Annotated in this window: 12 protein-coding genes; 9 read left to right on the top strand and 3 right to left on the bottom strand. The window is 77.0% G+C overall.

All coding sequences use genetic code 11. The features are described from left to right. The first annotated feature begins 6 nt into the window (after positions 1-6). Genes IR170_RS03130 through IR170_RS03105 form a run of 6 tightly spaced genes read left to right on the top strand, consistent with a single transcriptional unit; the run spans position 7 to position 8441 of the window. Entirely contained in the window at positions 7-1863 is a 1857-nt protein-coding gene (locus IR170_RS03130) for a 6-bladed beta-propeller (RefSeq protein ID WP_193661155.1), read from the top strand. Beyond that, a complete protein-coding gene (locus tag IR170_RS03125) occupies positions 1853-2887 on the top strand; it encodes a sulfotransferase family protein (RefSeq protein ID WP_193661154.1) in 1035 nt (344 codons plus the stop codon). The genes IR170_RS03130 and IR170_RS03125 overlap by 11 nt, the downstream gene beginning before the upstream one ends. Further along, positions 2884-4488 (top strand): lipid II flippase MurJ, encoded by a 1605-nt coding sequence (locus IR170_RS03120; protein ID WP_193661153.1) that lies wholly within the window; start codon positions 2884-2886, stop codon positions 4486-4488. Before IR170_RS03125 ends, IR170_RS03120 begins: the two co-directional genes overlap by 4 nt. After that, positions 4485-5885, top strand: coding sequence for an O-antigen ligase family protein (locus IR170_RS03115; RefSeq protein WP_193661152.1), 1401 nt, complete (start codon positions 4485-4487; stop codon positions 5883-5885). The genes IR170_RS03120 and IR170_RS03115 overlap by 4 nt, the downstream gene beginning before the upstream one ends. A 1-nt stretch (position 5886) precedes the next feature. Next, positions 5887-7155, top strand: a complete 1269-nt coding sequence (locus IR170_RS03110) for a glycosyltransferase (protein ID WP_193661151.1) — start codon at positions 5887-5889, stop codon at positions 7153-7155. Continuing rightward, positions 7152-8441 (top strand): glycosyltransferase family 4 protein, encoded by a 1290-nt coding sequence (locus IR170_RS03105; protein ID WP_193661150.1) that lies wholly within the window; start codon positions 7152-7154, stop codon positions 8439-8441. The genes IR170_RS03110 and IR170_RS03105 overlap by 4 nt, the downstream gene beginning before the upstream one ends. Here IR170_RS03105 and IR170_RS03100 read toward each other — a convergent pair. The 3 genes from IR170_RS03100 to IR170_RS03090 all read right to left on the bottom strand — a co-directional run bounded on the left by IR170_RS03100 (position 8431) and on the right by IR170_RS03090 (position 12196). Beyond that, complete coding sequence (locus IR170_RS03100) at positions 8431-9945, bottom strand: hypothetical protein (RefSeq protein WP_193661149.1); 1515 nt, start codon at positions 9943-9945, stop codon at positions 8431-8433. The genes IR170_RS03105 and IR170_RS03100 overlap by 11 nt on opposite strands. 95 nt (positions 9946-10040) lie before the next feature. After that, complete coding sequence (locus IR170_RS03095; RefSeq protein ID WP_193661148.1) at positions 10041-11078, bottom strand: sulfotransferase; 1038 nt, start codon at positions 11076-11078, stop codon at positions 10041-10043. Next, on the bottom strand, positions 11075-12196 hold the full coding sequence (locus IR170_RS03090) for a hypothetical protein (RefSeq protein ID WP_193661147.1): 1122 nt from the start codon (positions 12194-12196) through the stop codon (positions 11075-11077). The genes IR170_RS03095 and IR170_RS03090 overlap by 4 nt, the downstream gene beginning before the upstream one ends. A 145-nt stretch (positions 12197-12341) precedes the next feature. Between IR170_RS03090 and IR170_RS03085 the strand changes: the two genes are divergently transcribed. From IR170_RS03085 to IR170_RS03075, 3 genes are read left to right on the top strand one after another with little or no spacing between them, the layout of a single operon-like run. Then, positions 12342-13277, top strand: a complete 936-nt coding sequence (locus tag IR170_RS03085) for a sulfotransferase family protein (protein WP_193661146.1) — start codon at positions 12342-12344, stop codon at positions 13275-13277. Positions 13278-13287: 10 nt separating this feature from the next. Further along, positions 13288-14163 (top strand): sulfotransferase family protein, encoded by an 876-nt coding sequence (locus IR170_RS03080; RefSeq protein ID WP_193661145.1) that lies wholly within the window; start codon positions 13288-13290, stop codon positions 14161-14163. A 39-nt stretch (positions 14164-14202) separates the two neighbouring features. Beyond that, positions 14203-17700 carry an Ig-like domain-containing protein gene (locus tag IR170_RS03075; protein ID WP_193661144.1) on the top strand — a complete coding sequence of 1166 codons (3498 nt, stop codon included), beginning with the start codon at positions 14203-14205 and terminating at the stop codon, positions 17698-17700. The last annotated feature ends 17 nt before the right edge of the window (positions 17701-17717 follow it).

Here is a 17717-nt window from a genome sequence, read left to right as displayed (position 1 = left end):
GTCACCGTGTCCCGTCCCACCCCGTCGCGCCGGCGGCGCCGAGGCGCCGCAGCCCTCGTGGCGGTCGCGGCCGCCCTGGCGGCGGTCGCGGCCGGCACGCTCAGCCTGCCCGCGCCCCCGGCGCACGCCGCGGTCACCGCCACCTGGGTGCGCCAGATCGGCGGTCCGGGCCACGCCGGGCTCTACGCCTGGGGCGCGGCCACGGCCCGCGACGGCTCGATCCTGGTGGGCGACTACAACAACTACGACGTCAAGCGCTACTCACCCGACGGCGAGCTGCTCCAGGTGATCGGGGGCAAGGGGAGCGGGCCGGGGCAGACCAACCAGCCGTACGGCCTGGCCGTCGACCCCACGTCCGGCGTCCTCTACGTCGCCGACACCGTCGCGCGCGAGATCGAGGTCTACGACCCCGACGGCACACCGCGGGCGACGTGGGACATCGACCCCACCGGGGGCTACTACACGACACGGCTCGCGGTGAACCACGACGGCTGGGTCTACGCCGTCAACTCGCAGAGCATCAGCCGGACCAGCCCGCACACCGTCAACGTCTACGACCGCACCGGGGCCTTCCTGTTCCGCTTCGGCCGCACGGGCACCGGGCCGGGGGAGACCCTCGGCCTGCGCGGGATCGCGATCGGCCCCGAGGAGCAGGTCTTCGTGCTCGACGCGGGCAACCGCAGGGTGCTCGTCTTCGACCGTGACGGCGCCTACCTGCGCACCTTCGGCACGCCGGGTGCCGGACCCGGCCTGCTGGGCGGCGACCTGCGCGGGCTCGCCCTCGACCTCGACAACGGCTGGGTCTACGTCAGCGACGCCTCCGACGGCACGGTCGAGAAGCTCACCCTCGACGGCACACCGGTGGCCACCCTCACCGTGCCGGGCCCCGACCCGGGCACCACCGGCGGGCCCCGGGAGCTCACCGTGGGGCTCGACCACGCGCTCCACGTCATGGACTACACCGGTCAGCGGGTGCTGGTCTTCAGCCCGTCGGGTGCGCTGGTGCGCGAGGTGCCGGCGGTGCCGGAGCCCGCTCCGCCCGGCGGCTTCAACCAGCCCGAGGGCGTCGCGGTCGACCAGGGCACCGGTCAGGTCTTCGTCGCCGACACCTTCAACCACCGCGTGCAGCGCTTCGGGCGGGCAGGGGGCTACCAGACCTCCTGGGGCTACCGGGGCCGCGGCACGGGCACGGCCATGGACTACCCCCGCGGCGTCGGGGTCGATCCCGCCGACGGCACGGTGTGGCTCAACAACACCCGCTCGGCCGACGTCAAGCACTACACCGCCGACGGTGGCCCCCTCGGCTCCTTCGGCAGCCAGGGAGCCGCTCCCGACCAGCTCTACTACTCCCGCGGGATCCACGTCGGCACCGACGGGCTCCTCTACGTGCCCGACTCCGGCAACCGTCGCCTGCAGGTGCTGACCCGCTCCGGCGAGCTGGTCTGGTCGGCGCCGTGCGGCCAGGGCGCCCTCACCGGCAACTACGTCCTCTTCGGCTGCACCTCGGTCGACCGCGACGCCGCCGGCAACGTCTACGCCGCCGCACCCACCGAGGACGTGGTCTACAAGTTCTCCTCCACCGGGGTGCTGCTCGCGAAGCTCGGCAGCCACGGCACGGGGCCCGGGCAGCTCGACGGCGCCTACGGCGTGGCCGTGCGCGGCGACCGGCTCTTCGTGTCCGAGACCGACAACAACCGGATCAGCGTGCTGAGCCTCGACGGGGTCTTCGTGGGCTCCTTCGGCGGACCCGGCCGCGCCCACGGCCGCTTCCGACGGCCCACCGCGCTCGCCCTGGATCCCCAGGGCCGGCTCTACGTCACCGACACCGGCAACGACCGGGTGGAGGTCTTCCGTGTGTCCTGACCCGCTGTCCCACTCCCACGCCCCCCTCGAGACGGCGTCAGGGCAGGTCCACGCCCTCGCCGCCGCGCCGCTGCCCGAGGACGCCTCGCCCGCCGCGCGGCTGCGCGCTCGCGCTGGCCGCCACGTGGCCTGGGCCCGCCGCGACGGTCTCGGCCGCCTCGTGGAGGAGGACGGGCTCGACCCGCGCGAGCGGCTGGCCGGGGCGGTGTCGGCGTACCGGTGGCGGCGGGCGCACCCGCGCCCGGCCGGCTCGGCGCGCGCGGTGCTCGTGGTGGGGGTGCAGCGCTCGGGCACCAACATGGTCGTGCGCGGCATCGAGCGCGACCCCTCGGTCGAGGTGCACAACGAGAACGACCGCCGCGCCTTCGCCCGCTTCCAGCTGCGCGACGACGCGGTGGTGCGCGGCGTGGTGGGCGACAGCCGCCACGCCGTGGTGCTGCTCAAGGCGCTGTGCGACAGCGACCGCACCGCACAGCTGCTCGACCGGCTCGGGCCGGAGAGCCGGGCGGTGTGGGTCTACCGCGACGTCGACGGTCGCGCCGCCTCGGCGGTCGCGAAGTTCGGCGACGTCAACCGCCGCGTGCTGGCCGAGGTCGCCGCCGCGGCGGCCGAGGGGCGCCGGACGGGCCGCTGGCAGGAGCGCGGCCTCTCGCCGGCCTCCCTCGACCTGGTGCGCTCCCTCGACCCGGCCCGCCTCGACCCGTGGTCGGCCGCGGCGCTCTTCTGGCTGGTGCGCAACCGGCTGCTGCTCGAGGGCGGCCTGCACCGGCGCCGCGACGTGCACGTGGTCTCCTACGAGCGGACCGTCGCCGACCCCGAGCCGTCGATCAGCGCGATGGCGCGCTTCCTCGGCCTCGAGCCGGCCCCGGGGCTGTGGTCCCACGTCGACGCGCGCAGCGTGCGTCCGCGCCGCCTCGACCTCGACCCGCGCGTGCGCGCGGCGTGCACGGCGCTGGAGACCGAGCTGGCCGCCGCGGCCGACGTGTCGCTGCGCCGGCAGGCCCCGCGAGGCCCCCGGCGGTGAGGGTGGGTCCTGGGTCGGTCGCCCCCGCGACCGCGGTCGCGGTGGCGCCCCCGACCGGCACGCGCGGCGTGGCCCGCCAGAGCACGCTCAGCGGCTCGGTGGCCACCCTCGCCCTCGGCGCCGGGCTGCTGCTCGACGTCGCGGCGGCCGCCGCCTTCGGGGCCGGCCGCGACACCGACGCCTTCGTGGCCGCCGCGCGGCTGCCGCTGGCCGGCACCGCCGTGCTCCTCCTGCTCGGCAACCAGGTGCTCGTGCCGACCTTCGCCACCTGGGCGGTGACCCTCGAGGCACGGCGGATGCGACGCCTGGTGACGGGCACCCTGCTGGCGGCGGTGGGCATCGGCGCCGCGCTGGCCCTGGCCCTCGGCGCGCTCGGGCCGCTGCTGGCCCGGGTGCTGGCGCCGGGCTTCGACGCCGAGCAGACCGCGCTCACCGCCTCGCTGCTGTGGGTGATGGTCTGGACGCTGCCGCTGGCGGCCGGCTGCGAGGTGCTGCGCTCGTGGTTCAACGCCCGCGCCCAGGTCGTGGTGCCCGCCGCCATGACGGTGGTGATGAACCTGGTGGCCGCCGGCCTGGTGCTCACCTGGCCCGGTGACGTCCGGGTGCTGCCGCTGGCCTACGTCGTCGGCTCGGCCTGCCAGCTGCTGCTGGTGCTCGCCTGGGCGGTGGTGCGGGGCTTCCGGGTGGCCCGCCCGCGCTGGCGCGACCCCGAGCTGGTGGCGCTGCCGCGGCTGCTGGCCCGGCCCTCGACCGCGGCCGGGCTCAACCCGCTCGCCCGCGTCGCCGAGACCGCCATCGCGTCCTTCCTGGCCCCCGGGTCGGCGACGGTGCTGCACTACGGCAACCGGCTGGTCTCCGCCGTCGGCGGCACGGTGCTCTTCCGCTCGGTGATGGTCGCGGTGCTGCCGCGGCTGACCCGGGCCCAGGTCGCGGGCCGCCGCGACGAGGCCGCCGCCCTGGCCACCCTCGGCCTGCGGCTGATGGTGGCGGTCTCGCTGCCGCTGACCGCGCTCACCGTCGTGCTCGCCGTGCCGGGCGTGGAGCTGCTCTTCGGCCTCGGCCGCTTCGGGGAGTCCGACGCCCGGCTGCTGGGGCTGTGCGTGGTCGTGCTCGCGCTGTCCTTCCCGGCCTCGGCGGTGCAGCGGGCGCTGCTGGCGCCCTACTACGCCGCGCGCGACACGCGCGTGCCGCTGCGCAACGCGGTCGTCGGCGTCGCCGTCGACCTGGCGCTGCTGCCGGTGGCGGTGCTGCCCCTGCTCGGCACGGGCTACGAGGTGCTCGGCGTCGCCGCCGCCTTCGTGGCCGGCAACGTCGCCAACGTGGTCCACGCCCACCACTGCCTGGTGCGCTCCGAGCTGCCCCGACCGCGGCTCGACGCCGCGGCGCTGCGCGGGTCGGTGCTGGGGGCGCTCGCCGTCGCCGCGGCCGCCGGCGCGGCCTGGGCGCTCGGCGGCGGTCTCGCCCCGCTGCTGCCGGGCTCGGCCCTGCGCCTCGTGGTCGCGGGCGCGGCCGGCGTCGTGGTCCTCGTGCTCACCGTCGTCGTGCAGCGCCGTGCCTCGGGCGGCGGCCGCCACCGGCGCACCGGGGGGGCCGGGTCGTGACCGGCCTGGTGGTCGGCCTCGGCGTGGTGCTCCTCGTGGGCCTCGCGCTGCGGCGCATCGACCTCTTCGTGCTCGTCGTCCTGCTCGTGCGCACCTCCCTCGACGCCGTGCGGGTGCCGGGGCCGGCCGGCCTCGACCCCGCCGCGCTCCTGGGCATCCTGCTGCTGGGCACCGCCTCGACCTGGCTGCTCGCGACCTGGCGCCGCGAGGGCTGGCCGCGGCTCTCCCCGCTCGCCCTGGCCTCGCTGGCCTTCGCCGGGGCCGGCCTCGTCGGCGTCGCGGTGGCCCCGGCGTACGCCGTGGCGCTGGTGGAGTGGACCCGGCTGGCCAGCATCGCGGTGACCCTGCTGGTGGTGGAGCGCCTGGCCGCCTCCGCGGCCTTCCGGCGCCGTCTCGTGCTCGTGCTGCTGCTGGCCGCGGTGGTGCCGCTGTCGACGGCCGCGGTGCAGGTCGTGCGCGGCGAGGGCCTCTTCGAGGCGGGCGGCTTCGACCGAGCGGTCGGCACCTTCACCCACCCCAACCCCTTCGCGGCCTACCTCTCGATCGTGGTCGTCGTGGCGCTGGCCCAGGTCGTGCACCGCAGCGAGACCCGGCTGCGCCTGGTCTGCGCCGCCGTGGCCGTGCTCGCCTCGCTCGGCCTGCTGGCCACCTACACCCGCGGCGCCTGGCTGGCCGCCCTGCTGGGCGTCGCGGTCGTGGTGGCGCTGCGGCAGCGCCGGCTGCTCCTCGGTGTGGCCGGGGCGCTGGTCGTCGTGCTGCTGCTCGTGCCCGGCATCGCCCAGCGCTTCGGCGACCTCGGCGACGAGGAGAGCCTGCGCGGCGAGCCGGGCAACTCGTTGACCTGGCGCTTCGAGTACTGGTCGGAGGCGCTCGACCTGGCCTCGGAGAGCCCCGTCACCGGCATCGGTCTCAAGCAGGTCGCGGGGGAGAGCCTCGAGGGCAAGCAGCCCCACAACGACTTCCTGCGCGCCTACGTCGAGATGGGCCTGCTCGGGCTGCTCGCCTTCACGCTCTTCGTGTCGCAGCTCGTGCGCACCGCCGTGCGCGGCTGGGCCCGCACCCGGGGCGGCCCCGTCGCCGACCGCGCCCTGGCCGCGGCCTTCGCGGGGGTCGCCGCGGGCTACGTGCTGATGAGCGCCGTGGCCAACCTGATGTCGCAGGTCGTGGTCGGGGTCTACCTCGCCGCGCTGGCCGGCTGCGTCTCGGCGCTGGTGCAGCGCGGCACCGACCCCGCCCTCGACCCCGCCCTCGACGCCGCCCTCGACGGCGGACCCGTCCCCAATAACGAGCAGCGCCGGCCGTCTCGCGCCGAGGAGGACCCCGTCGGCGGCACGGTGGAGCCCGGCACCGGCCGTCGCGTCAGCGCGGCCGGGGAGGCCGTCACCGGGGGAGAGTGAGATGCGCGTCCTGCACGTCAACAAGTTCCTGCACCGCCGCGGCGGGGCCGAGGGCTACATGCTCGACCTGGCCGAGCTGCAACGGGTCGACGGCCACGAGGTCGCCTTCTTCGGGATGCAGCACCCCGACAACGACGTCGCCTCGGTCGGCCGCCCACCGCGCCACGTGGAGTTCGACCCGGCGCCCTCCGGCACGGTCGCCCGCCTCGGGCTGCTCGGGCGCATGGTCTGGTCGGTGCCCGCGGCCCGCGGCATGGCGGCGGCCATCGAGGAGTTCCGCCCCGACGTCGTGCACGCCCACAACGTCTACCACCAGCTCTCGCCCTCGGTGCTCCACGCGGCCTCCTCGCGCGGGGTGCCGGTCGTGCTGACCCTGCACGACTACAAGCTGGTCTGTCCGACCTACCGCTTCCTCGACCATGACGCGCCCTGCACCGCGTGCGTGACGCGCGGCCCGTGGGAGGCCGCCCGGCGCTCCTGCCAGGGCGGCTCGCGCGCGGCCAGCGCCGCCGCGGCGCTCGAGGTCGACCTGCACCGCCGCTTCGGGGCCTACGACGCCGTCGACCGCTTCCTGGCTCCCAGCCGGTTCCTCGGCGACCAGGTGGCCGCCGCCGGCGTGCAGGCGGGGCGCGTGCGCGTGCAGCCCAACTTCGCGGTGCTCGGTGCGCCTCCGGAGGGCCCGCCCGCCGATCCGCGGCTCGTGGTGGCCGCGCGCCTGTCCAGCGAGAAGGGCGTCGACACCCTGGTGCGCGCGGTGGGCGCCCTCGACCTCACCGCGGCCGGGGTCGCCGGGCCCGCCGGCGGCGCCGGGCAGCCCGCCGGCCCGGTGCTCGACGTCGCCGGCGACGGGCCCGCCCGTGCCGAGCTCGAGCGGCTCGCCGCGGCCGTCGCCCCGGGTCGCGTGCGCTTCCACGGGCGTCTGGCGCGCGAGGAGCTCCACGCGCTGATGGCCGGCGCCACCGCGTCGGTCGTGCCCTCGCGCTGGCACGAGAACCAGCCGCTGTCGGTGTTGGAGTCGCAGGCCCTCGGGGTGCCGGTCGTGACGACCACGCTCGGCGGTCTGCCGGAGCTGGTCGACGAGACCACGGGCTGGCTCGTGCCGCCCGACGACCCCGCCCGGCTCACCGAGGTGCTCGGCGCGGTGCTCGCCGACCCCGCCCGCGCCAGGCGGCGCGGCCTGGCCGGGAGGGCCCGGGTCGCCCGCGACCACGACCCCCGCACCCACCTCCGCTCCGTCGTCCGGCACTACCAGGAAGCAGGCGCGTCATGACCGTCGTCTCCAGCCGCCCCGGCACGCCCCTCACCCTCCCCGCCCCGAGCGCGCCGGGAGCCGCCGGAGCGCCGGCGGGCCCCCGTCGCGACCCGCGCGGCCCGCTGCGCATCGCCATGATCGGGCAGCGCGGGCTGCCCGCGCGCGCCGGTGGCGTCGAGCGCCACGTCGAGGAGATCGCCACGCGGCTGGCCGCCCGGGGCCACCACGTCACCGTCTACTGCCGACCGGGCTACGCCGAGCGCACGACCCGCAGCTACCACGGGGTGCACCTGGCCTCGCTGCCCACCGTGCGCCACGCCGGGGGAGAGGCCTTCGTGCACAGCGCGCTCAGCGCGCTCGTCGCGGCCGGCGCCCACCTCGACGTCGTGCACTACCACGCCCTGGGTCCCGGCCTGTTCTCCCCGCTGACCCGCTCGCTGAGCCGCGCCGCGGTCGTGCAGACCGTGCACGGCCTCGACGACCAGCGCGACAAGTGGGGCGGTGGGGCGCAGCGCGTGCTGCGTGCCGGCCGGACCCTGTCGGCCCACGTGCCCGACGAGGTGGTGGTGGTCTCCCGCGCGCTCGCCGACCACTACCGCGACGAGCTGGGCCGCTACACCACCTACATCGGCAACGGCGTGCCCGTCGTACCGACCGCCGACCTCGGCCTCCTCGCCGGCCTCGGCCTGCGCCCGGGCGGCTACGTCGCCTTCGTCGGGCGCCTGGTGCCGGAGAAGGACCCGCTCGGCCTGGTGCGCGCCTTCCGCGACGTCGCGACCGACCAGCGGCTCGTGCTGGTCGGCGACAGCAGCCACACCGACGCCTACGTCGAGCAGCTGCGCGCGGCCGCCGCCCTCGACCCCCGCGTGCTCCTCGTCGGGTACCAGTACGGCGCCCACCTCACCGCCCTGCAGGCCGGGGCCACGCTCGTCGCCCAGCCCTCGCTCCTGGAGGGCCTGCCGATCGCGCTGCTCGAGGCCGCCGCGCACGCCCGGCCCGTCGTGGCCAGCGACATCGCCCCGCACCTGGAGATCCTCGGCGGCTCCGCCCCGGGGCGGGCCGTCTTCCGTGCCGGCGACGGCGACGACCTGCGCCGGGTGCTGCAGAGCGAGCTCGACCGGCCGGCCGCCACCCGTCAGGCCGGCGCCGACCAGCTGCGTGCCGACGCCGTGCGCCGCTACGACTGGGACGTCGCCACCGACCTGCTGGAGGCCGTCTACCGCCGCGCCCGCGCCCGTCGCCAGGGACCGGTGGGCCCGGTGGGTCCTGGGGCCGCGGTCCGGGCCCCCGCGCTCAGCGGATAGGGCCGGGGGAGCGCACCAGGACCGGCGCGGCCCCGACGTCGGACCCCGCGGGGAGCCGGCGACCGGTGGCTGCGCGCAGCCGCCACGCCCGCGGCGCGGGGCTCGGGCCGGTCTCCGACCACACCACCGCCCGCCACGGCCGCGGCGACCCGGCCGGCCCGGCGAGCCACCGCACCCCGCGCAGCCCGCGCCGCTCCCGCACCGGGGCCACGGTGCCGGGCCGTGCGCCGGCGAGCGCCCGCGCGAGCACAGCCCAGCCGCGTCCGGCGGGCAGCACGCGGCCGTCGGGGCGGGTCAGACCACGGAAGACCTGGGCGTCCGCATCGGGGGTCCAGGCCACGGGCAGCTGCACGACCACGCGCACCCCGGAGCCGAGCAGCAGCGCGGTCGAGCGCCACAGGTCGTCGGCCTGCCGGCGGGCGTCCCACCGCGGGCCCGGCCAGGCGGTGCCGACCTCCCACGCCTCGACGCGGGCGCCCGACGGGAGAGCGCCGCGCACGGCCCGCAGCGCCTGGGCCAGCGCCTCGGGGGCCTCGTAGAAGTGCAGCTGGTAGGCGTCGACGACCCCCTCGCGCACCAGCGCGAGGGCGTGGCGCCAGGTCTGCCGGGCCCGCCGGGCGGCCTCGCTGCGCAGGACCGCCGCGAGGCCGTCACGCCCCCCGACCCGCTCGACCGCGGGCCACCGGCTGGCGCCGCCCTCGATGCGGCGCCCGTAGTGGAGCCGGTACGCCGCCAGGGCGGCCCGGTCGCGGTCGCGGGCCAGCAGCCGGGCGGCCAGCACGACGCCGTACCCGGTGCTGGACAGACCGGAGTCGAGCACCCGGGCGCGCGGGTCGGCGGCGCGCACGACGGGCGCGACCCGGCGCACCAGCCGGTCGTAGGCGGCGGGGGAGGCGGCCCAGAAGCCGGGCACGTCGGTCTCGTTCTCGATCGCCCACACGTGCACGCCCCGCGCGGCGTAGCGCTGCACCACCCGCCGCACGAGCGCGAGGTAGGCGTCGAGGTCGCGCGGCGGGGTCGAGGTCTGCTTGCCGGCCGCCTCGTCGCCGACCCGGCCGGGGGGCAGCGGCACCCGCGGCGGGGTCGTGCCCCAGCACTGGCCGGTGCGCAGCTTGAGCATCGGGGCGTGGCCGAGGGTGACCGCGTCGGAGACCAGCGCGTCGAGCCGGGTCCAGTCGAGGACCCCGGGGCGGGGCTCGACGTCGCACCACTCGACCTCGGCGAAGGTGAGGCCCGCGGGGAAGTCGGCGACGTAGTCGAAGGTGCCGGGCTGGGCCCGGCTCCACTTCAGGCCCAGCCACCCGGCCGCGCCCGCCCTGACCCGGGCGTCGGGGTCGACCGGCAGCACCGGGGCGGGGGTCGCGGAGCCGGTGGTGGTGGGCCGGCCCCCCGGAGCGCCCGGCGTCGCTGTCGCACCGGGCAGCGCGGTCGGCGCGGCCGGCTCCCGGGCGGCGGGGTCGGTGCCGCCGCAGCCGCCCAGCGCGAGGGCGACGACGAGCAGCACGACCGGTGACGTAGCCCGACCCGGTGACGCGGCCCGACCCGGTGACGCGGGCCGACCCGGCGCCGCGCGGACGCCCCCGGGGGCCCGGCGCCGGCTCACCGTCCCGGGGCGCCGGGGCGCAGCCGGTAGCCGTAGCGCCGCAGGGTGCCCCGGGTGAGGGCGGTGACGGCGCGCTGCTGTGCCTGCGGCATCGAGCGGCGCCACTCGTCGTCGAGGGTGAGCGGCACGAGGCCGCTGCGCATGCGCGCGGGGTTGCCGGCGACGGTGTGGTGCACCCCGAGCCGCGCCACGCCCGGCTCGGGCAGCAGCGCGCCGAGGTCGCCGCCGTCGAGCCCGAGGGTGCGCAGCACCCGGTCGAGCTGCTCGCGCGGCTGGGCGAGCAGGTCCTCGTAGGTCAGCCGCACGTAGCGCGCGGACCCGGCCGGCACGAGGGTCTCCATGCCGCGGTTCCACAGCAGCCACAGCGCCGCGCTCTTCCACGCGCCCCGCCGCTCCATCAGGGCGCCCGCACCGAGGTCGGGCTGGGCCCGCACACGGGTCCAGGAGTACGCCGCGGCGCGCGGGTCGCGCACCAGGTGCACCACGAGGGGCTCGACGTCCTCGAGGGCGTCGAGCACGGCGGCGTAGGTGGGCAGCTTGGAGGAGTCCACGACCACCGAGGCCCCGGCCACGGCGGCGGCCGCGGCGTAGAGACGCCCGGTGAGGCGCTCGAGCTCGCCGTCGGGGCGCAGGGAGACCCGCGCCCGCTGGTGCACGACGTGGGTGGGCAGCGTGCGCAGGCGGGTGCGCGCGGTGAGCTCGGCGTGCATCCGCTCGGCCAGGGCCCGTCGCTCCGTGCCGGGTCCGGGGCCGAGGGCGAGGTCGAGCACCTCGCCCCACCACGGACAGGCCGAGAAGGAGGCGCCGCACCCGCAGAGGCGGTCCTGGAGCAGGCCGCGCTCCCACACGAAGCGCATCTCGCCGACGCTGACCCAGCCGTCGACGCCGCCGAGCAGGTTGGCCAGCACCGTGCTGCCGCTGCGCCCGGTGCCGGCGACGTAGAGCACGCGGGTCGGGCCGGTGGTGGGCCCGGTGGTGGGCCCGGTGGTGTGGCCGGTGGCCGGCCGCGGGTCCGCGGCGGGCTCGACGCTCATCGCCGACCGACCGGGGTCGGGGTGCGGGGGCCGTCGTGCTCGGGGTCCTGGTCCGGGGTGTCGGCCTCGGTGGCGGTCGGGGTGGCGGGCGGGGTGGAGGCGGAGCGCCGGCGGCGCGCCCGCCGGGTCTCGCGCCGGGGCGTCGACGCGGGCCCGGGCGCGCCCCTGGCCGGCGCCGGGTCGGGCCCCGAGCGGTGGGTGCGCGGTCGGTCGCGCAGCAGGCCGGCGGCCAGGACCACGGCGGCGGCCAGGGCCAGGCCGCCGACGGCGCCCGTCACCCCCGCGCGCACGAGCAGGGTGCGGCGGCTCTCGGTGACGGGAGCGCCGACGTCGAGGGTCTCGGGCTGCACGGCGGCGTCCTGGCGCACCAGCACGGCGTCGAGCTCCGCGCGGGCGTCGGCGCGCAGGGCGCGGGAGCGCTCGACCTCGTCCTGCACCGGCTCGTAGCGGTCGACGGCGGTGCCGATCCGGGCCAGGTCGGTCTCGGCGCGGTCCAGGGCCTCCTGGAGCGCGGCGGCCCCTGCGCCGGCCACCGTGCCGTTGGCCAGGCCGGTGGTCAGCGCGACCCGCAGCTGGGTCGCCTCGCTCTCCTTGGCGCGGTAGGCCTCGATCGGCAGCAGCAGCCCCGAGCGCTCGGTGAGCCCCTCACGGCGCTCGAGCGCGTCGGTGTAGCGGGCGTCGGCGCGGTCGAGCCGGGCCTGGGCGATGCCCACGGGCGCGACGTAGAGCTCCTGGGCCGTGCTGCGCACGAGGGCCTCGACGACGGCCGCGACGTCGGTGCCCGGCGGGGTGCGCACCTCGACGTCGAGCAGGTTCGAGGTGCCGACGCGCTCGGCGGTGACGTCGCGGTCGACGACCAGCTCGACGCCGACGGCGTCGCCGGCGTCCTGCACCGCGGTCTCCGAGACCAGCGCCGAGCGGAAGGCCTCGACGGCCTGGGCCACGGCCGAGGCGCTCGTGTCGGTCTCGGGCACGACCACGGCCACGGTGGCCAGCGAGGTCGCGCGCGGGGAGTCGTCGGCGTGCACCCCCACCCACAGCGCGGCGCAGAGCACGGGGAGGACGACGAGGAGCCACCGGGCGCGGCCGGCGGCGGTGAGGAGCTCGGTCAGCTGCATGGCGCCGAACCTAGGCAGCGATCAGGGTCCCCGACCCCGCCCCGACGGGCCGTCACCACTCTTGGGGACGTGCCCGCCGGGCCCCGCTGCACGGCGTCGCGGCTCGCTTGACTCCGAGGGTCAGAACGTCCACCCGAGGAGCCCCATGACGTCGTACGCCGCAGCCCGGCCGACCCGTCCGGCCCGGCCCGACGCCCGCGGTGACGCGGGGCCGCTGTTCGTGCTGGGCGCGCCGCGCTCGGGCACCAGCCTGGTCTACCGCGCGCTGGCCCTGCACCCGCGCTCGGGCTGGGTCAGCAACTACCACCGCCGGCTCCCGGCGCTGCCCGAGCTGGGGGCCCTGGGCCGCGTGGCCCGCCTCGCGCCCGAGCGGCGCCGCGCGGTGTGGTTCGGCCCCGGGGGCGACGACGCCTACCGCTACGCCTCGCGCCGCAGCCTCGCCGAGCGGTTCTTCCCGCAGCCGGTGGAGGGCGAGCCGGTGTTCGTGCGCCGCGGCGCCGTGCCCGGCGCCGCCCCCGGCGACCCCACCGTCGACGTCGCGGGCCTCGTGCGCGACCTGGAGCGGCTGCGCCGCAGCGCCGGCGCCGCGGTGGTGGTCTCCAAGCGCATCGACCACAACCGCCGGGTGCCGCTGCTGGCCGAGGCCTTCCCGCGGGCGCGCTTCGTGGTCGTGACGCGCGACGGCCGTGCCGTCACGCGCTCGCTGACCGGCGTGGACTGGTGGCCCGACCTGGAGCTGTGGTGGGACGGCGGGGCGCGGGTGCTCGACCGGGTAGCGCAGGGCGCCGACCCCGCCGAGCTCGCCGCGCGCCACTGGCTCCACGAGACCGAGGCCCTCGACGCGGGGCTGGCCGGGCTCGACCCGGGCCGCGTGCGCCACGTGGGCTACGAGGAGCTGGTCCGCGATCCCGTCGCGGTCCTCGGCGCGACCGCCCGCTTCGCCGGGCTGGGCGAGGACGGTGCGTGGGCCGAGGAGCTGCGCCAGCTGAGCTATCCCGACCGCAACCGCTCGACGCGCGAGGTGCCGGTGGGCGTGGCCCGCATCCTCGCGCCGTCGCTGGCCCGTCACGGCTACCGGTGAGGGGCCGACGGTGAGGGCGAGACCGGTCTTCGTGCTCGGCACGGGGCGCTGCGGGTCGACGCTGGTGCACGAGGTGCTGGCGCGCCACGAGGACACCGGCTTCGTGACCAACCTCGACGACCTCGGCGTGCTGCGCAGCCGCCGTGTCCACAACGTCGCCTGGCGGCGCCTGCCCGCCGGGGTGACCCGCAAGGGCGGGGCGCGCTTCGCGCCGAGCGAGGCCTACCGGCTGCTGGCCCGCGAGGTGTCCCCCCTGCTCGTCGACCCCGCGCGCGACCTCACCGCCGCCGACGCCACCCCGTGGCTGCGGCGTCGGCTGGTCGACCTGGTGGAGGACCGGGCCGAGACGCTGGGCGCCCCGGTCTTCCTGCACAAGCTCACCGGCTGGCCGCGCGCCGGCCTGCTGCTGGAGTGCTTCCCCGACGCGCTGGTCGTCGAGGTCGTGCGCGACGGTCGCGCGGTGGCCAGCTCGTGGCTGCAGATGCCGTGGTGGGACGGCCACCGCGGCGCCGGCGGGCTGCTCTTCGGCCCGCTGCGCCCCGACCTGCACGAGCTGTGGCGCGAGCACGGCGAGAGCTTCCCGGTGCTCGCGGGCCTGGCCTGGCGTGCGCTGATGGAGGCCTACGACGACGCGCGCGCCCTCGCCCCGGCCGGGTCCTGGATCCGGGTGCGGCACGAGGACGTCGTCGCCGACCCGCGCGGCACGCTCGGCGCGGTGCTCGACCACGTGGGGCTGGCGCCGAGCCGGCCCTTCGAGCGGGGACTGGCCCGCCACCACTTCGACCCGGCCCGCTCGGAGGCCTTCCGCGACGACCTCGCCACCGGGGACGTCGCGGCCCTGGACAAGGTGCTGGACGCCCAGCTCCTCGCCCTCGGCTACCGCTGACACCCCGGCGCCGCGGCGTCCCTCGCACCAGGAGCAACCATGACCGACCCGTCCGAGACCCGACCGCGCGCTGCGCGCCGTACGCCCGGGCGGCGCAGCCGCCTGCGCGTCGCCACCGCCCGCCTCCTGCTCGCCCTCACCGTGGCGCTCGCCCCGGCCCTGCTGGTCGTCACCACGACCGGCTCGACCGCCGACGCGGCGGTGGCCTCGGGCCAGCAGCCCCGCTTCCTGCGCTCCATCGGCGGCCAGGGCCGCCCGGGCGTCTTCGCCTGGGGCGTGCAGTACAACCCCGTGACCGAGGAGGTGCTGGTCGGCGACTACCTCAACTTCTCGGTGCGCCGCTACGACAAGCAGGGCAACCCGCTGGGCGACTTCTACCGGCCCAACCCGCTGGGCCAGCCCTACAGCATCGCCACCGACCCCACCGACGGAGCGGTCTACGTCGCGGAGCTCAAGGACAACCCGCTCACCGCCGCGATCGCCAAGTACGACAAGGCGGGCAACTTCCTCTACACCGCCGACGCCAGCCTGAGCTCCTCGACCGGCAACCGGTTCCGGGCCTTCTACCCCGTCTGGATGACCGTGGAGGAGGACACCGGGGACGTGTGGGTGCTCGACAGCCACTACCAGAACCTCTCGGTGACCGCGAACACCCTCGACGAGGCCAACCCGCCGCGCCTGCTGCACCTGCACTTCAACGACGCCACCCGGACCGTCGACGAGCTCGGCTCGTGGGCCATCACGCCCCCGGGCACGTCGGAGACCAACCAGGCGCGCGTCTACGGCATCGACATCACCGACGACGACCAGATCTACATGACCGACGCCTGGAACCGCCGGGCCTACGTCTACGGGCGCGACGGCACCTACCTGTCGACCTTCGCCACGACCCAGACCGGTGGCGACAACCGCAGCATCACCGTCGACGACGCCTCGGGCCGGGTCTACCTCGTCGACGCGGAGAACTCCGACATCGACGTCTTCCGCCGCGACGGGTCCTACGTCGGGAGCTTCGGCGGCGAGGGGGAGGGCCCCGGCCAGTTCTCCGGCGGCGGGCGCCAGGTCGACGTCGACGACGAGGGCAACGTGTGGGTCGGCGACTTCGGGGGCTTCGAGGTCGAGAAGTACACCTCCGGCGGCACCCCGCTGCTGCGGGCCCCGAGCCCGTCGCGGCGACCTCCGGTGGGCATGCTCGCGCAGCCGCGCGACGTGTCGGTCGACGACGCCACCGGCGACGTGTGGGTGGCCGACGCCTGGGCCCAGCGCTTCCAGCGGTTCAGCTCCACCGGCGCGTCCCTCGGCGCCTGGGGCCGCCGTGGGCCGGGCGGCGCCTTCGACATGAACTACCCGCGCCACATCGCGGTGCAGCCGCCGACGGCCACGACCCCGAAGCGGCTGTGGGTGGTCAACGAGCGCGGCCACCACCTCCAGGTCTACAACGCCCCGACCACCGCCGGCGGTACCCCGACCTACGTGCGCCAGGTGGGCGAGATCGGCTCCGACGACACCGACAACGGCCACTTCCGCTGGCCCGGCGACGTGGAGTTCTACACCCGCCCCGACGGCCGGCAGGTCGCGATCATCACCGACCGGATGGCCTCCAGCGTCAAGATCCTCGACGCCGTCACCTTCGCCGAGCTCGACGCCAGCCCGACCGTGGACGACCCCGACGCCAACTTCATCGCCGTGCGGGGCAGCGGCACGGCGGTCGACCCGGCGACGGGCAACATCTACATCGGGGCGGGCACCCGGGTGCGCGTCTTCGACCAGGCCGGCAACGAGCTGGCCTCCTACGGCGCCTCCGGCACCGCGCTCGGCCAGTTCCGCGACATCGCCGACCTCACCTTCTGCGGCGGCCAGGTCCACATCGTCGACGAGCAGGCGGCCAAGGTCACCGTGATGGACCCCGACGGCACGTTCGTGACCCGCTGGGGCTCCACCTACGGCCAGGACCCCTACTCCTTCCGCGGCCCTGCCGGCATCGACTGCGACGGCCAGGGCCGGGTCTACGTCGCCGACTCGGGCAACGACCGGATCCAGGTCTACGACACCGGTGCCGCGCGCACCTACGAGTCGACCGCGCCGTCGGCCCCGGTGGTGAGCGCCCCGGCCCAGAGCAGCGTGCTGCCGCTGGCCTCGGTCACCCTCACCGGCACGGCCGCCGACAACCAGTCGGTCGGCAACGTCGAGCTGTCGGTGCAGGACGCCGACACCGGGCTCTACTGGAACTCCTCCGACGCCAGCTGGGACGCCGCCCCGACGTGGTCGATCGCCTCGTGGACCTCAAGCGCCGCGCCCGCGACCTCGGTGTCGTGGCGCTTCGTCTTCCCCGGGGTCGGCGCCCGTGGCCGCTACCTGACCACCGTGCGGACCCTAGACCACAACGGCAACGTCAACGCCGGGTCCGCGGTCGTGCGCTCCTTCGCCATGACCGGCGCCACCCCGCCGCCGCTGCCGCCGCCCACCACCAACGACACCACGCGCCCCGACGGCACGCTGACCTTCCCCGCCCCACCGCCGGCTCCTGCGGCGGCGCTGCCGCTGGGCACGGTGCGCTTCGCCGGCGCCGCGACCGACAACGTCGGCGTCGCCGGGGTGCGCCTGGCCCTCAAGGACAACGCGACCGGGCGCTGGTGGAGCGGGAGCGGGTCGACCGGCTTCTCCACGGGGTACACGTCGTGGCCCGCGACGCTGGACGCGCCCGGTGCGACGAGCACCGGCTGGTCGTGGGAGTGGACGCCACGGGCGGCCGGCTCCTACACGATCACCGTGGAGGCGCGCGACGCCGCCGGGCTCATCGACGGCTCCCGGCCCTCGGTGCCCTTCACCGTGACCACGGAGGCGCCCGACACCGTCGCCCCCGACACCACGATCACCTCGCCGGAGGCGGGGGCGAGCCTGCCCAGCGGCAACGTCGCGCTGAGCGGCACCGCCACCGACGACCGCGCGGTGGCGGGCGTGCGCCTCGCCATCACCGACGGCTCCGGCCGCTCGTGGAACGGCACCGCCTTCACCACCGCGCCGGCCACCGTGGCCGCGACCCTGACGGGCTCGGGCACCCCGTCGGCCACCTGGGGCTACACGCTGCCGGGAGCACCGGCCGGCTCCTACGCCGTCACCGCGACCGCGACCGACGCCTCGGGCACGCCCGACACCGACCCGGCCACCCGTTCCTTCACGCTGAGCGGGGCGCCCGACACGACCGCACCGGTGGCACGGGTGCTGGCACCCGCCGCCACCAACGCCACCGCGTCGATGCCCTCGGTGGTGCTCTCGGGCGACGCCACCGACGCCGTCGGGGTCACCTCGGTGCGCGTCGCGCTGCAGGACACGGTCAGCAAGCTGTGGTGGAACGGCAGCGGTTGGGGTCCCTACACGACCGTCGCCGCCGGGGTCTCGCCCGGCGTGCCGACGGCCACCTGGGCCTACACCTTCGCCCCGCCCTCGGCGGGCCGCTACGGCTACCAGGTGACCGCGGCCGACGGGGCCGGCAACGTCTCCGCCCGCACGGCCTGGCGCACGGTGACCCTCCAGTGACCCTTTCAGTGACCCTC

This window comes from Nocardioides kribbensis (genome assembly GCF_015070375.1).
Taxonomy (GTDB): Bacteria; Actinomycetota; Actinomycetes; order Propionibacteriales; family Nocardioidaceae; genus Nocardioides; species Nocardioides kribbensis.
Note: the sequence above shows the minus strand (reverse complement) of the source record. Positions and strands in the feature narration are given on the sequence as shown.

Bases quoted from the DNA above. Each gene is read 5' to 3' on its own strand.
- IR170_RS03075 (WP_193661144.1), top strand. From the start codon at position 14,203: ATGACCGACCCGTCCGAGACCCGACCGCGCGCTGCGCGCCGTACGCCC.
- IR170_RS03110 (WP_193661151.1), top strand. From the start codon at position 5,887: ATGCGCGTCCTGCACGTCAACAAGTTCCTGCACCGCCGCGGCGGGGCC.
- IR170_RS03085 (WP_193661146.1), top strand. From the start codon at position 12,342: ATGACGTCGTACGCCGCAGCCCGGCCGACCCGTCCGGCCCGGCCCGAC.
- IR170_RS03105 (WP_193661150.1), top strand. From the start codon at position 7,152: ATGACCGTCGTCTCCAGCCGCCCCGGCACGCCCCTCACCCTCCCCGCC.
- IR170_RS03095 (WP_193661148.1), bottom strand. From the start codon at position 11,078: ATGAGCGTCGAGCCCGCCGCGGACCCGCGGCCGGCCACCGGCCACACC.
- IR170_RS03090 (WP_193661147.1), bottom strand. From the start codon at position 12,196: ATGCAGCTGACCGAGCTCCTCACCGCCGCCGGCCGCGCCCGGTGGCTC.